The organism is Methylobacterium sp. J-001, from assembly GCF_022829565.1.
Classification (GTDB): Bacteria; Pseudomonadota; Alphaproteobacteria; order Rhizobiales; family Beijerinckiaceae; genus Methylobacterium.
The window spans coordinates 1-13273 of the sequence record NZ_JAKSYN010000203.1 but is presented as its reverse complement, the minus strand read 5'-3'; the positions used below and the strand labels follow the sequence as shown (position 1 = coordinate 13273).

The window sequence follows — 13273 nt, the reverse complement described above, 5'->3', positions numbered from 1 at the left end:
TGGGCGTCGAGACGGTAGGCATAGGGTCCAGGACCGTATCCCGCATGTCAGGACCCATGATCGCAACACGCCCATCGGCCTGGAGCCGAATTCGCCGGCTCCTGCTCTCGCGAATTCTGCTCGCCGTGGTCGCGATCGCACCGCTGGCCGCCTGCCAGACGCGCCCGTCCCAGCTTGCGCAGGACGACGAATCGGCCTGGTACATCGGGACGAAGCCCGACAAGCCATACGATATCCCACTGGTCGATACCGCGCGGCTCGATCCGAAGTACCGCCGCCAGCAGGTCAGCTACAACGGCCCGGAGAAGCCCGGCACGATCCTGGTCTATATCGACCAGCGCCAGCTCCTTTTGGTCCAGGCGGACGGCACCGCGATGCAGTACGGCGTCGGCGTCGGCAAGGCCGGCTTTTCCTGGAAGGGCGAGGCGCGGGTCGGCCGCAAGGGCGTCTGGCCGGATTGGAGCCCGACCGTCACGATGGTCTCGCTCAACCCGGACCTGCCGCGCACCCGCAAGGGCGGCGTCGACAATCCGCTCGGGGCCCGCGCCCTCTACCTGTACCAGGGCAACCGCGACATCCTGTTCCGCATCCACGGCACCAACGAACCCTGGAGCATCGGCGAGCAGATGTCGTCGGGCTGCGTCCGCATGCTCAACGAGGACATCGCAGACCTCTACGAGCGCGTGCCGGTGGGGACCCGGGTGCTGGTGAAGCGCAACGGCAAGTACCGGGTCTGACCAAGTACCGGGTCTGACCAAGTATCGGGTCTGACACCGACTCTGCGTGCCTGAGGGCGACGGGTCTCGCTCAGCATCATGCGATCGGCACGCGCCCGCTCCGGGGCGTATGCAGCGCCAACAATACACAGAACCCGCACCGGCGTGAGACGCCGGGAAACGCTCGCTCACGAGGGCGCGGGCTTCCGGATCGCTGTCCTCTAACCCGTCCGGCATCCGGGACGCCAAGCGCTGCCCGCCTCCACGGCAGCGCAACGTTGCAAACCCTTTCGCAACCTATCCGCGCGACGCTCCGTCGAGCCCGCTCCGGGATGACGGCCGTGCCGGTCCATCGCGGGCAGACCGCGCGACAGAACGCCCAGGCGCTCCGAGCGCGCAGCGTAGCCGGCAAAAACGCCACAATGGTCGGCGACCCTGCGCGCTTCCGAAACGAACTCTGCCGCCCCTTCGTGGACAGCTTTCTGATGACAAGATCGATGCTCGCCCTGCTCCTCCTCTGCGGACCGGCCGCCGCGGCCGGGACGATCAGCGGGCCCGCGACGGTGATCGACGGCGACACGATCGAGGTGCATGGCACCCGCATCAACCTCTACGGAATCGACGCGCCCGAGACCGCGCAGAGCTGCCAGACCGTCACGGGCCGGGAATACCGCTGTGGCCGCGAGGCTGCACAGGCGTTGAGCGCGCATATCGGCAGCGGCGTCGTCACCTGCGAGCGCCGCGAGAATTCGGCTGCAGGCGGTATCGCCGGCCTCTGCCTCGCGCATGGCGAGGATCTGTCTGCCTGGATGGTGACGCGGGGCTACGCCCTGGCGAGCCGCCAGGTAACGGCGGCCTACACCCGTCAGGAGGGCCAGGCCTGGGCGACCCGTCGGGGGCTCTGGGCCGGGACCTTCGAGAAGCCCGCCGATTGGCGCCAAGACCGGCGCCGCATGGAGGCTTCGGCCGGAGCGAGCACAGCCGATTAGGTGTGATCACGCCGTCTGGTCGTGGCCCTCGGTGAATTCCCGCCACAGCAGGACCAGGGCTGCCATCACGGCAGGGCCAACGAACAGGCCGAGCAGGCCGAAGGTCTCGACGCCTCCGAGAATTCCGAGCAGCACCCAGAGGAACGGCAGCTTGGTCGTGCCCCCGATCAGCGCCGGCCGGACGAAGTGGTCGGCCACGAAGGTCACCACCAGGCCTGCTACTGCCACGACGATCGCCGCTTTCACCGAGCCCGCCGCGACCAGGAGCAGCGCTGCGATCGCGATGGCGACGGCCGCGCCGAACGGGATCATGGCGGCGACCGCCGTGAAGGCGCCGAGCAGCACCGGGTGTGGTACGCCAGCGAAATAGTAGACCACACCGAGGATGAAGCCCTCGCCAAGGCCGACCAGCACGAGCCCGTCGACGGTGCCATGCACCGAGGCCACCATCTGCCGCGCCACGCGCTCGCCCCGGGGTCCGAACAGGCGGTCGCAGGCGACCCGGGCTTGCTCCGTCACCGTCCGCCAGTCGCGGAACAGGAAGAACAGAGCCACGAGGCTGAAGCCGAACAGCACGATCCGATGCACCACCTCGCGGCCGAAATTACGCGAGGCACCGACGACCGAATGGTTCTCGAAGCGGTGCAGCAGGTCGGAGCCGGCCTGCGCGTGGCCGAGATTGTCATTCCACCAAGCGGTGGCCTGTGCTGCTCCGTAGGGCAGATGCTGAACGAATTCGGGGGCCGGGATGCCGTTCGCTTCGGCGCTACGGACGAACTCGGCCACATCGTGGGCTTCGCGCGCCGCCTGGACGCCCAGGATCGCCAGGGGGGCGAGGAACACCAGGGCCACCGCGGCGGTCATCAGCGTGGGCAATAGGAGATTATGTCGACCCGGCGGGAAGCGCCGCTCCAAGCGTGCGTAAAGCGGCCAGAGGGCGATCGCCAACACGACCGCCCAGGCCAGGGCCGGCAAGAAGCCATGCAGGATCCAGAGGCCGAGGGCGGACAGCGCCAGGACCAGCACGACCCGCGCAGCGCCTTGCGAGCGCGCTCGCTCCGGCGGGGCCGGAGGAGCGACATGCGCCGGGACCGCAACGGGTTGGGCCGTGGGTAACATCCGTTTCGTCTCCTGGCGCCGCGCGAAGGATCCCGCGCAGATAAGCCGAACTCTTTCCGCGGGGCGGCGCGCGGTCCCGCGCACCCGTCGATGTACTACCCTGGACCAGCGCGGCAACGCACCGGGAACCGTTACGGTTGCCGCCCCCGACCCCCTCGTGTAGAGGTCGCGGCCGTCCGACCGGCCTGCGCAACAGGGGCCGGTATGCGTATTGGTGGCCGCGCGGGGCGTGAGCGCCGGGTCGCCCGGTGTCGAGGGGGGCTCCCCGCCCGACCGATCCGGAAACCGAACAGCCCGCGAGAAGACATGTCCGACGATCCCGCCCACGGCAGCGCCACCTTCGAGCGCGTGGCCGACATCATAGCCGAGACGGCTGACATCCCGCGGGACAAGATCACCCCGGAAAGTCACGCCATCGACGACCTCGGCATCGACAGCCTCGCCTTCCTCGATATCGCCTTCGCCGTCGACAAGGCCTTCGGGATCAAGCTGCCGCTCGAGCGTTGGACCCAGGAGGTCAACGAGGGCAAGGTTCCGGCGGAGCAGTATTTCGTGCTCAAGAACCTGTGCGCGCGCATCGACGCCCTGGTGGCCGAGAAGGCCGCCAAGGTCTAACGCCCTAGAGCCCGACGCACCCCCATGCGCCTCGAATACTTCGAGATGATCGATTCCGTCCGGCACCTCGACCGGGCCGCCGGCCGGATCGAGGCGCTCGCCCGGGTGCCGCTGGAGAGCCCCGTCTTCGAGGGGCACTTCCCCGGCCATCCGTTGGTGCCCGGCGTGCTGCTCACCGAAACGATGGCGCAGGCGTCCGGCTACCTCGTGCTCGCTCATCTCGATTTCACCCGCATGCCGTTCCTTACGGGAGTGGACAAGGCCCGGTTCCGGTCTTTCGTCGGGCCCGGCGCGGAGCTCGTCGTGACGGCAACCCTGGAGCATGACGGCTCGGGCTACGCCGTGACGAAGGCCGCGATCAGCCATGCCTGCAAGGCGCTCTGCGACGCGGAGTTGCGCTTCCGCACCATGCCGTTTCCGGACGGGCTCGACGCGCCGATGCGCGAACGCGCCCGGGCGATCGGCCTGTTCCAGGATCCGGTGCAGCCATGAGCCGTCCCGTCCTTGTCACGGGTCTCGGCCTCGTCTCCTGTGCAGGCGAAGGAATCGAGGCGCATCTCGCCGCCCTCGAAGCCGGCGCGGCGCCCCGGACCGATACCCAGACCTTCGCACCCTATTGCGTGCATCCGGCGCCTTCGATCGCCTGGGATGGGCAGATCCCCAAACGCAGTGACCAGCGGCAGATGGAGGCATGGCAGCGCCTGGGCGTCTACGCTGCCGGACTTGCCCTCGACTCCGCTGGCGTGAAGGGCGATGCCGCCCTGAAGCAGGCGCTCCATCTCGTGGTGGCTGCGGGCGGCGGTGAGCGCGACTACGCGGTCGACGGCGCGATCCTGACGGGCCTGCGCGATGCGGCTGACCCGGGCGCCTACCTGAATGAGCGGCTGCAGAACGACCTGAGGCCGACGCTATTCCTGGCCCAGCTCTCGAACCTGCTCGCCGGCAATATCGCCATCGTGCACGGGGTTACGGGGGCCTCCCGCACCTTCATGGGCGAGGAAGCTGCCGGTGTGGATGCGCTACGGATTGCTCAGGCCCGGGTCGCCGCGGGCCAGATCGACGCGATCCTGGTCGGCGGCTCCTACAGCGCCGAGCGTCCGGACGTGCTGGTGGTCCACGAGATGGGTGGCTATCTCGCCCGCGCTCCCTACCACCCGGTTTTCGAGCGGGGCACGCGAATTGATGCCCCGGCCGGCTTCATCCTGGGGAGCTGCGCGGCCTTCCTCATGCTGGAATCGGAAGCGCACGCAGCGGCCCGCGGGGCCCAGGCCCTCGCCCGGCTGGACCGGGTCGCGAGCGATCGTGCGCCGCGCATCCCCGGCAGTGTTGCTCACAGTCTCGACGTCCTATGGGCGCAGGCCGGTCTCGCGTCGCCTGATCGCGTCCTGTCGGGCGCTTCAGGCGTCGCACCGATCACGGCGGAGGAACAGGATGCGATCGCGCGGCTCGCGCCGGGCGCCGACGTCCGAGCGCTCGGGGACGTGATCGGGCACGGGCTCGAAATCGTTGCGCCCTTCGGAGCGGCGCTTGCCGCAGGCCTCGTGGCTGCCGGATCGGCCCGCGAGGTGGCGGTGACGACGGTTGGTCATCGCCGCGGCGAAGGGGTGCTGCGTCTGACTCAGGCCTGACCGGCGCTCGAGACCGGGCTGGCGGCTTGCGTGCGCCAAGTCATCCCGACGTGATGCACACGGCCTATCTGTTTGACGGCACAAATCTTCTGCCCGCATCGCGTTTTCATTTCCACAAACATCACGCCCGTTTTACCGATGCCGGTTCTGGTCGAAATATCTCTTCGGACTTGCCAATGCGCGAGCGAAGGTCTATCTGAGGCCTATCGGCACGTGTCCGGATATCTTGGACCGTTACGCCTTCGCAGGGCGGTTCTGACTTTCCTATCGCTATCGGTCGATATCGGTGCCCGCTTTTTTGAGCGGGTGCCATCTCTCACGACGCCTGCGAAGATCGAGGAATTCCATGAGCACCGGAACCGTCAAGTGGTTCAACGAGACCAAGGGCTACGGCTTCATCCAGCCGGATGACGGCGGCAAGGACGTGTTCGTGCACGTTTCGGCTGTCGAGCGCGCCGGCCTGCGTGGCCTGAACGAAGGCCAGAAGGTCTCCTACGAGCTGGAAACCGATCGTCGCAGCGGCAAGGAATCCGCTGGCCAGCTCCAGACGGTCTGATCGCCGCTTCGTCGGCCTTTGTCGAAGCCGCTCTCGAGGGAGCGGCTTCTTCGTATTCAAATCCGATTTCGGGACGATGGCGGCCCGCCGCGCCCAACTCAGGAGTGTCTGTGAGCTTTCCGAACAAGCAAGGCGTCGTCGATCGACTGGAGGCCGCCGCCAAGGCGCGGTCCGAGATGCTGGCTCGTTTCCGAGCCCGCCCGACTGCCGATGATCCGGCCGTCCTCGCCCGCCAGTCTGCGCGTCGCGCCGTGGTTGATGCCCGCGAGGCCCGCGCGGCCGAGCGCGCTGCCCAGCGCCAGGCGGAACTCGAGCGCGCCGCCGCTCAGGCCGAGGCCGAGCGTCAGGCCGAGGCCGAGCGCAAGCTCGCCGAGCAGCTCGCCGCCCAGGAGCGTGCCAAGGCCTTGCAGGCCGAGCAGAAGCTTCAGCGCGATGCGCGCTATCTGGCTCGCAAGGCCAAGGCCCAGAAGCGCCGCTGAGGCGCCTGCCGCCGAAGGGAATGCCGAACGGCACGAACGGGCGCGTGAGACCAGAGACACGGAGCCGTATCCGACCGCAACTGCGGCCGGCGGCTGCTCCGATGGCGTCGCCCCTTCAAACCGCGCCCCAGGAGCCCGGCATGACCCACAAATTCAAGATCGGCCAACGCGTCTGCCGGGTGCAGCTCGGGCTTCCCGGTGACAAAGGCGGCGGCGAGATCTTCGAGATCCTGCGCCTGATGCCTGAGGATCAGACCGGCGAGCGCTCCTACCGGATCCGGACGGAAGCCGGCGAGCGCGCGATTCGCGAGAGCGAACTGGTCGCGGTCAACCGGCACTGATCGGCGGCGATCTCAGAGCGCCCTGAACATCACCAGGGCGTCGACATCCCCGAATCTCGGATGCCGGAAGGCTCCCGGGATGCGCCCGACCACGTCGAAGCCGAGGTTGTGCCAGAGTTTGACGGCTGGGGTGTTGGTCGAGACGACGCAGTTGAACTGCATCGCCGTAAAGCCCTGCTGGCGCGCCCATTCGAGCGCGTGTAGGCCCATGGCCCGTCCGATGCCCCGTCCGACAGCCTCTTGGCCGGTCATGAAGCCGCAGTTGGCGACATGGGACCAGCCGCCCGCTTGGTTGGCGCGCAGGTAAGAGGCGCCGAACACCGCCCCGTCCCGGTCTGCTACAAAGGTCTCGCGGTCCGCCCCGGTCCAGTAGGCAACGGCGTCGGCCTCGCTGAGCAGCGGATCGAGCGCGTAGGTTTCGCCCCCCCATGGTCAGCACGATGATCCGGGCGATCGCCGGGTGGTCGGACGGCTGGGCCGGTCTGATCTCCAGACTCACCCGAACTGCTCCCGCAGGATGCGCTCGTCGAGGCTGTGCCCGGGATCGTGCAGCAGCACGAGCTCGGTGGCGCGGTCGAGCGAGGTCTCCACCGCGCAGACCCGGCGGAACTCGGTGTGGTCGGCCACCGCCGCCACCGGACGGTGAGGGGCGTCGAGCACGTCGATGCGGATCCGAGCATAGTCCGGCAGCAATGCGCCCCGCCAGCGCCGGGGGCGGAAGGCCGAGATCGGCGTCAGCGCCAGCAGCTTCGCGTCGAGCGGCAGGATCGGGCCACCCACCGAGAGGTTGTAGGCGGTCGAGCCCGCCGCCGTGGCGACCAGCACCCCGTCGGCAATCAGCAGGTCCAGCCGGACATGCCCGTCAACAGCGATCTTCAGCTTGGCGGTCTGGTGCGTTTGACGCAGCAGGTAGACCTCGTTGATCGCGCGGGCGCGATGACTGCGGCCTTCCGTGTCCAATACATCCATCACCAGGGGGTGGATGACGCTGCGCTGGGCGGCTTCCAGGTGCTCCAGCAGGTCATCGTCCCGAAATTCGTTCATCAGGAAGCCGACGGTGCCGCGGTTCATCCCGTAGATCGGTTTCGGGTGATCCATGAAGCGGTGCAGCACCTGCAGCATCAGCCCGTCGCCACCGAGCGCGACGACGACATCCGCGTCCTCCGGTGGGACATGGTCGTAGCGCCGCATCAGGGCGGCGGCGGCTTCCCGGGCGTAACCGGTTGGGCTCGCTACGAATGCGATCTTCTTGAATGTCGGCATGGCGTCAGGCGGTGCCTGGCAAGCGCATCTGGGTCGCGTCGGGGGTCACGTCACGGCTCCAATCTGATGAGCGAACCGCCCGGTTGACGTCAGTGCCCCGCATGCGTCTGACTCCTCGGGCACATGCGCGATCCTGGAGGCATAGCATGGAGCGTCCGCTCCTCGTCTACACCACCTTTCCCGACGCCGCCTCCGCGCTGAATATCGGCGAGGCCCTGGCCCGCGAGCGCCTGATCGCCTGCATCAACGTCCTGCCCGGGATGCTATCGGTCTACAGCTGGAAGGGCACGGTTGAGCGGGGTGAGGAGGTTGTGGCGATCCTCAAGAGCCGGGAGGGCCTGACCGATGTCCTGTCGGCCGCCCTGAAGGCGCGCCACCCCTACGAGACGCCGATCATCCTGCATCTCCCGGTTGCCGGTGCCGATGCCGATACGGCCGCCTGGATCCTGACGGAGACGCAGCCAGCCGATGCGGCCCTCGCGGCGTTGTCGTCGTCCTGATCGCCGCTGCGATACTGCGCTGCGGCGAAGATCGGACGGGTGCGAATACAGCCATTCAAGGCATTCATTGAGGGCTGCTGCGGTCTGTCCGCAAATTGTCGCCGATAACAATTGACTTCGTGAAAATTCGATGCTGAATTATCGTGGTGCCGTAACTTGAATACGGCGCCATGACTTGCGGTGGCGTGCGATGAGAGGATTGGTTGCAATCCTTGCGATCGGATTCGGCCTCCCGGCTGCGCAAGCCCTGGAAGCCGACGCGGTGGTCGGAACCTGGCGTCTCGTCACCACCACGCGGAAGATCGTCGAGACCGGCGAGGTTATCGACGCCTATGGTGGCCCCAAGCCCAATGGCTGGATCACCTACGGGCGCGACGGGCGGATGATGGTCGTCTGCGCCTTCGAGGGACGCGCCCGGCCCGCCGCCAACGACACGATGTCCGACGCGGACAGGATCCACCTGCACAAGACCTTCTTCGCCTATGCGGGCACGTACCAATTCGATGCCGACCGCGTCACCCACACCATCGACACGTCCTGGAACGAGGCCTGGACGGGGACGTCTCAGGTGCGGCACGTCGAGCAGAGGGGACGGCAACTGATCTACACGACCACGCCGTTCAAGTTCAACGTCGACGGAAAGCTGAGCGTCATTACGCTGATCTGGGAGAAGTATCCCTAATCTCCGGTTCGTATCTGTATTGGGAGGATCTGATGCCCCGCAATCGCGTTCTGCCGGCCCTGGTTTTCGCCGCCGCCGCGCTCCTGCCCGGCCTGTGCCGGGCGGAGGCGCTGGAATCCGACGCGCAAGGCGCCGCGACCCGGTGGGACGAAGCCTATAACCGCAACGACATGGAGACGCTGGGCAAGCTCTACACGCCCGATGCCCTCGTCGTTACCAAGGGCGGGACCCAGACCCGCGACGGCATCCCGAAATTCTTCTCCGGCCTCAAGGCGAAGGGCTGGGACGACCACAAGACGACCGTGAAGAACGCCGTCGCGAAGGACAACCTGCTGATCGTCTCGGGTCGCTGGGAGATGACCGGCCCGGTGGACGGCGGCGCCAGGAAGACATTCGAGGGCAACTGGGTGAACGTGCTGGAACGCCAGAAAGACGGCTGGCGGACGGTTCTGCACACGTGGAACTGAGCGGCGCCTCGTCTTCGAAGACGCTGCCGCGCCACGGTCGGGCAGACGAAGAGAGGCCTAACCAGCCCTGATCGATCAGCCCGAGGCGCGGCACGACGGCGTGGGGGTCGATCACTGCGCCCGGGGCAATCACGGCATTGGCACCGATCCAGGCGCCGTCGCCGATTAGCGCGCCGAATTTGCAGACATCGGTCTCGACGAGGCGCCCTCCCAACCGGAGGCGGATCGGCCGGTCCGGTGCTTCGTTGCGATGGTTGGCGATGATCGCGCCGGCTTCCAGGTTCACGTTCGCGCCGAGGATGCTATCGCCGACGAAGTTGAAATGCGCGGCTGCCGCGCCCGCAAACAGGAACGCGGATTTCAGCTCGACGCCGGGCCCGGCGATGCAATCCGCTTCCAGCCAGCATCCGCTGCGCAGGTAGGCACCGGTCGCCACGAGGCAGCCCGGCCCGATGATCGCCGGGGGCTTCACGGTCGCGCCGGCCTCCACGATCGCCTGCGCGTGGATCGCGATGCCGTCTGCGACCCGATAGGTCCTGTCGAGGGCGGCGATGCGCCCGGCGACCAAAGCCGCCGCCCGGGCCGTGATCTCCCAGGGGGCCAGGGCAAGTTCGCCCAACCAGGATGCGGGGTAACGCGCGATGAGGTTACGCAGACCCGGTAGGTCGTCAGCCATGCTCGGTCTCGGACATGCGGCGGCGATGATCCGCGGCGTGGATCCCGATCCTGTCAGTCCGAGTCCGATGTTGCCAGCCGCCTGTGCCGAGACGATGATCCACCATTTGAGTTCGTAGGGACAATCCAAATTCCGCATGCGACGAATCAAACCAAGATATCATTCGGTTGGTTGCCGTTGATCGAGAGCTTTAACAGCGCATAATCGTAGTGCAACAGATAGAAAATTAGGCGTTGGTGGCGGCTTAGACTATGAGATCCGCGGTGCCGTCTTCGGCGCCTCGAACTCTGGGACGTCGAAACCATGATGTCATTCAAGACCGCCGGTCGTATCGCGATGGTGCTGCTGGCTTCCGGCGCGGGCGGGACGGCCGTCCTGGCGGCCGGCGGCAAGGCGAGCGAGCCGTTGATGACCATCGAGGCGGCTCCGTCGGGTCCGGCCGGCCTGACCGCGGCCAATCCGCCGGCGCTGCGCTACGGGACACTCTACGCGGACGCCAAGGGTCAGAGCCACGTCCAGTATTGCGACCTGAAGAACTTCATCTTCAAGAGCTACGCGCCGCCCGCGGCCCCGCAATATGTCGGCTTCCCGCCGGGCGAGGTGGCGTCGATCAAGTACGCGATCCTGCCGGTCGGCTATGTCGGCACCTGGCACACCGCTCCCGGCCCGCAATGGGTGATCACCCTGTCGGGCCGCTGGTCGGTGGAGGCCACGGACGGCTCGGTGCTGGAGCAGGGGCCGGGCGAGGTGGAGTTCAACGCCGACACCGGATCGACCCCGCAGGGGCCGGAGGGCCATGTCGGGCACCTCACCCGTCAGGTCGGCGACGTGCCGAACGTTCAGCTGATCGTGTCGCTGATGCCTCGGAAGGGCAAGCGCTCGACCGATCCGTGCCAGCCGACCGCGCGGTGATCGCCAAGCCTGCCTGACGCTTGCGAGAGCAATTCGGCGGACATGCTCCGCCGGACCTTCGAAAAAAAATCAGGCGCCGCTGACCGGGTAGGTGCGGCCCTTCCAGGTGGCCGCGCCGGCCCGGACGCCGCGCAAGAGCACGTTCCACTGGATCGCCAGCGCCACCAGCACCGCAGCCGGATGGAGCGGGATCGTCGCCAGCGGCGCCCGGACGGCCAGGGTGATCGCCGCCCGGGTCGCGAGCGACAGCCCGCAGGCCGTTGCGGCGAGGATCAGGGCGAAGGGCGGTATCAGGCCGAGCAGGCCGGCCAGCACCAGGAGCGGCGGCAGGATCTGGCCGCAGCCCAGGAGCAGGGTCCAGATCGGCAGGGCGCGGGGCGTGGCCATGCCCTCGTGCGCATTCTTGGAGAACCCCGCCCAGGCCTCCGAAAACCCGCGATACATCCGGCAGGTCGCGAGACCCGCCCCGGCGACGAGGTCGGTGCGGTAGCCGGCCGCGCGCAGGAGCCGGGGCAGGCGCACGCCGTCGTGCAGGAAGCCGCGGATCGCGCCATGCCCGCCGATCGCCGCGTAAGCCGCGCGCTCGAACAGGATGAGCTGCCCGCAAGCCGCACCCAAGGCCGGGTCGGGGCGGCGGCGCATCAGTGGAACCGGCAGGAAGCCGACGAGCAGGAAGTCGATCATTGGCACGGTCAGCAACTCGCCGAGCGTCCCGGCGCTCTGCCGGGGCACGCCGCTGACGAGGGCTGCATCCGCGCGCCGGGCCTGCGCCACGAGCGACGCGGCGGCTTCGGGCTTCAGTCGGACATCCGCATCGATGAACAGGAGGTGGCGGCCGTTCGCGAGACCCGCGATGTGCGCACAGGCGTGGTTCTTGCCGGTCCAGCCCTCGGGAAGTGGCGGCACCGGGACAACGCGCAGCCGCGGGTCGCCGAGACCGCGCACGATCTCGGCAGTCCCGTCCGTGGAATGGTCGTCGCCGACGATCACCTCCACGGGCACGGCGCTGCTGGCGAGCGCGGCGCGGACGGTCCCGGCGATGTTCCCGGCTTCGTTGCGCGCCGGGATCAGGATCGAGACAAGGCCGGAATCGGCCTCCGGGGCGGGCTGGTGCAGGGCGAACAGGTTCACCGCCGTCAGGATTGCCGGAAGGGCGGCCGCGAACAGGCAGAGGAAGGCGAGCGCCGTGAGGATCGAGGCACTCATCGACCGGGCTGCTTGTCGCTGGTTCGGTGGGCCGGATCGAAGCGGCGGCCGGCCAGCCGCGCGGCGAGGCGCCGCCAGAGATCATAGACGCCGCCGACGCCCTTCCGGCCGGCGACCAGGGCGCGGAAGCGCTCGGGCTCGCGGCTGATCACGTCGCTGCTGAGCCGATCCAGGGTCGCAGTCAGGTCGCCCTCCAGGCGGGCCAGTCTATCCGTGCGCGGCAGGGCCGCAAGCTCGGTACCGGGGATCCCGGGTCCGAAGGCCGCGAAAGCCTCGGCCCCGCGCTCGTCCCAAAATGCGTATTCGAGGGCGAGGGGCACGAACAGCGCGTCGGGGGCGATCTCAGCGAGCCGGGCCACGCCTGGGCGCAGCCCGAGGGGCCGGACCCGTATGTCCACGAATCGGCCCTGCGCGGTGATCCAGAGGGCGGTGTCGGAGCGCGCCAGGATGGCCCGCGCGGCGGTCAGGAACTGGGCGGCGCCCCGGGGGCTGTCGAGATCGACCCCGAAGGCACCGATCCGCTCGAACACCCGGTAGCGCGCCAGCATGGCAGCGTCGAACGGCGCCCGGTTCTCGCGCTTCGGACCGAGCCGGCCGGACAGCACGATAATCACCGCGGCATCCCACCAGGCGGGGTGGTTGCAATAGATCACCAGCGGGCCGGGATGGTCCTGAGCCGGCGGGACGCTCCAGTGCGGCAGGCGCAGCGCGTCGAAGTGACGGTGCAGGTAGCGCTCGAACCACGCCTCCATGAAGCGGCGGATCAGGGGCGAGACCGGGCGCAGGGGCGCGGATGGCGGGGAGGGCACTATCCGGCCCTCCGCGGATCGCTAAATGCGACGCGGGTTTGCCCGCCCGTGCGGGTGAGCGAGGTCACGCGCCGCATCCGCCAGCAAGCGCTTGCGGCGCGGCGCTCTCTCCCCTCCCCCTTGCGGGGAGGGGGCAGGGGTGGGGGTGGTCCAGAAGGCACCGCTGCGCGCGATCCTGCACCACCCCCACCTCCAACGCCTCCCCGCAAGGGGGAGGAGAGGGCGTTGCGCTCTGCCGAAAACGATCCGTGACGATCGGAGCCCGATCGGGATAGCGGCGCGGGTGTCACGCCGAGGCGCGCAGCGTTCCGCGCG

The 13273-nt window shown here is 68.3% G+C and carries 16 protein-coding genes and 1 pseudogene; 12 read left to right on the top strand and 5 right to left on the bottom strand.

The features are described 5' to 3' along the window. The first annotated feature begins 44 nt into the window (after nt 1-44). Both MKK65_RS26665 and MKK65_RS26660 read left to right on the top strand, forming a co-directional pair. Nucleotides 45-737 (top strand): L,D-transpeptidase, encoded by a 693-nt coding sequence (locus MKK65_RS26665; RefSeq protein ID WP_409565499.1) that lies wholly within the window; start codon nt 45-47, stop codon nt 735-737. Between the two features lie 464 nt (nt 738-1201). After that, nucleotides 1202-1705 carry a thermonuclease family protein gene (locus tag MKK65_RS26660; RefSeq protein WP_243961122.1) on the top strand — a complete coding sequence of 168 codons (504 nt, stop codon included), beginning with the start codon at nt 1202-1204 and terminating at the stop codon, nt 1703-1705. Nucleotides 1706-1711: 6 nt separating this feature from the next. Here the strand turns inward: MKK65_RS26660 and MKK65_RS26655 are convergent, their stop codons facing one another. Beyond that, nucleotides 1712-2824: an AI-2E family transporter gene (locus MKK65_RS26655; RefSeq protein ID WP_058194051.1), complete on the bottom strand. Its 1113-nt coding sequence runs from the start codon at nt 2822-2824 to the stop codon at nt 1712-1714. A gap of 306 nt (nt 2825-3130) precedes the next feature. Between MKK65_RS26655 and MKK65_RS26650 the strand changes: the two genes are divergently transcribed. The 6 genes from MKK65_RS26650 (at nt 3131) to MKK65_RS26625 (ending at nt 6443) form a co-directional block, all read left to right on the top strand. Further along, nucleotides 3131-3439 (top strand): acyl carrier protein, encoded by a 309-nt coding sequence (locus MKK65_RS26650; RefSeq protein ID WP_058194050.1) that lies wholly within the window; start codon nt 3131-3133, stop codon nt 3437-3439. A gap of 24 nt (nt 3440-3463) precedes the next feature. Beyond that, on the top strand, nt 3464-3931 hold the full coding sequence (locus MKK65_RS26645) for a 3-hydroxyacyl-ACP dehydratase FabZ family protein (protein ID WP_243961121.1): 468 nt from the start codon (nt 3464-3466) through the stop codon (nt 3929-3931). Continuing rightward, on the top strand, nt 3928-5067 hold the full coding sequence (locus MKK65_RS26640) for a beta-ketoacyl-ACP synthase (RefSeq protein WP_243961120.1): 1140 nt from the start codon (nt 3928-3930) through the stop codon (nt 5065-5067). The genes MKK65_RS26645 and MKK65_RS26640 overlap by 4 nt, the downstream gene beginning before the upstream one ends. Before the next feature lie 346 nt (nt 5068-5413). Further along, nucleotides 5414-5623: a cold-shock protein gene (locus MKK65_RS26635; RefSeq protein WP_007568877.1), complete on the top strand. Its 210-nt coding sequence runs from the start codon at nt 5414-5416 to the stop codon at nt 5621-5623. Nucleotides 5624-5733: 110 nt separating this feature from the next. Next, nucleotides 5734-6102, top strand: a complete 369-nt coding sequence (locus MKK65_RS26630) for a DUF6481 family protein (RefSeq protein ID WP_058194047.1) — start codon at nt 5734-5736, stop codon at nt 6100-6102. 140 nt (nt 6103-6242) lie between these two features. Further along, nucleotides 6243-6443: a hypothetical protein gene (locus tag MKK65_RS26625; protein ID WP_058194046.1), complete on the top strand. Its 201-nt coding sequence runs from the start codon at nt 6243-6245 to the stop codon at nt 6441-6443. 12 nt (nt 6444-6455) lie between these two features. Here the strand turns inward: MKK65_RS26625 and MKK65_RS26620 are convergent. Together MKK65_RS26620 and MKK65_RS26615 are read right to left on the bottom strand one after the other, a co-directional pair. Then, nucleotides 6456-6942: pseudogene (locus MKK65_RS26620) on the bottom strand (N-acetyltransferase family protein). Next, the gene (locus MKK65_RS26615) at nt 6939-7706 is read right to left on the bottom strand and encodes an NAD kinase (protein ID WP_058194045.1); all 768 of its coding nucleotides are present in this window, start codon (nt 7704-7706) and stop codon (nt 6939-6941) included. The pseudogene MKK65_RS26620 and the gene MKK65_RS26615 overlap by 4 nt, the downstream one beginning before the upstream one ends. Nucleotides 7707-7852: 146 nt before the next feature. On the opposite strand from MKK65_RS26615, the gene cutA reads away from it, so the two are divergent. The 4 genes from cutA (at nt 7853) to MKK65_RS26590 (ending at nt 10943) form a co-directional block, all read left to right on the top strand. Then, entirely contained in the window at nt 7853-8206 is a 354-nt protein-coding gene (gene cutA / locus MKK65_RS26610) for a divalent-cation tolerance protein CutA (RefSeq protein ID WP_243961118.1), read from the top strand. A 190-nt stretch (nt 8207-8396) separates the two neighbouring features. Continuing rightward, on the top strand, nt 8397-8888 hold the full coding sequence (locus MKK65_RS26605; RefSeq protein ID WP_243961116.1) for a lipocalin-like domain-containing protein: 492 nt from the start codon (nt 8397-8399) through the stop codon (nt 8886-8888). A 32-nt stretch (nt 8889-8920) separates the two neighbouring features. After that, the gene (locus MKK65_RS26600) at nt 8921-9355 is read left to right on the top strand and encodes a YybH family protein (RefSeq protein WP_243961114.1); all 435 of its coding nucleotides are present in this window, start codon (nt 8921-8923) and stop codon (nt 9353-9355) included. A gap of 979 nt (nt 9356-10334) precedes the next feature. Beyond that, the gene (locus tag MKK65_RS26590) at nt 10335-10943 is read left to right on the top strand and encodes a hypothetical protein (RefSeq protein WP_243961112.1); all 609 of its coding nucleotides are present in this window, start codon (nt 10335-10337) and stop codon (nt 10941-10943) included. Between the two features lie 69 nt (nt 10944-11012). Here MKK65_RS26590 and MKK65_RS26585 read toward each other — a convergent pair whose 3' ends face one another. Then, nucleotides 11013-12149 carry a glycosyltransferase gene (locus MKK65_RS26585; RefSeq protein ID WP_243961110.1) on the bottom strand — a complete coding sequence of 379 codons (1137 nt, stop codon included), beginning with the start codon at nt 12147-12149 and terminating at the stop codon, nt 11013-11015. After that, nucleotides 12146-12901: a lysophospholipid acyltransferase family protein gene (locus MKK65_RS26580; protein ID WP_243961238.1), complete on the bottom strand. Its 756-nt coding sequence runs from the start codon at nt 12899-12901 to the stop codon at nt 12146-12148. Before MKK65_RS26580 ends, MKK65_RS26585 begins: the two co-directional genes overlap by 4 nt. Nucleotides 12902-13273 lie beyond the last annotated feature (372 nt).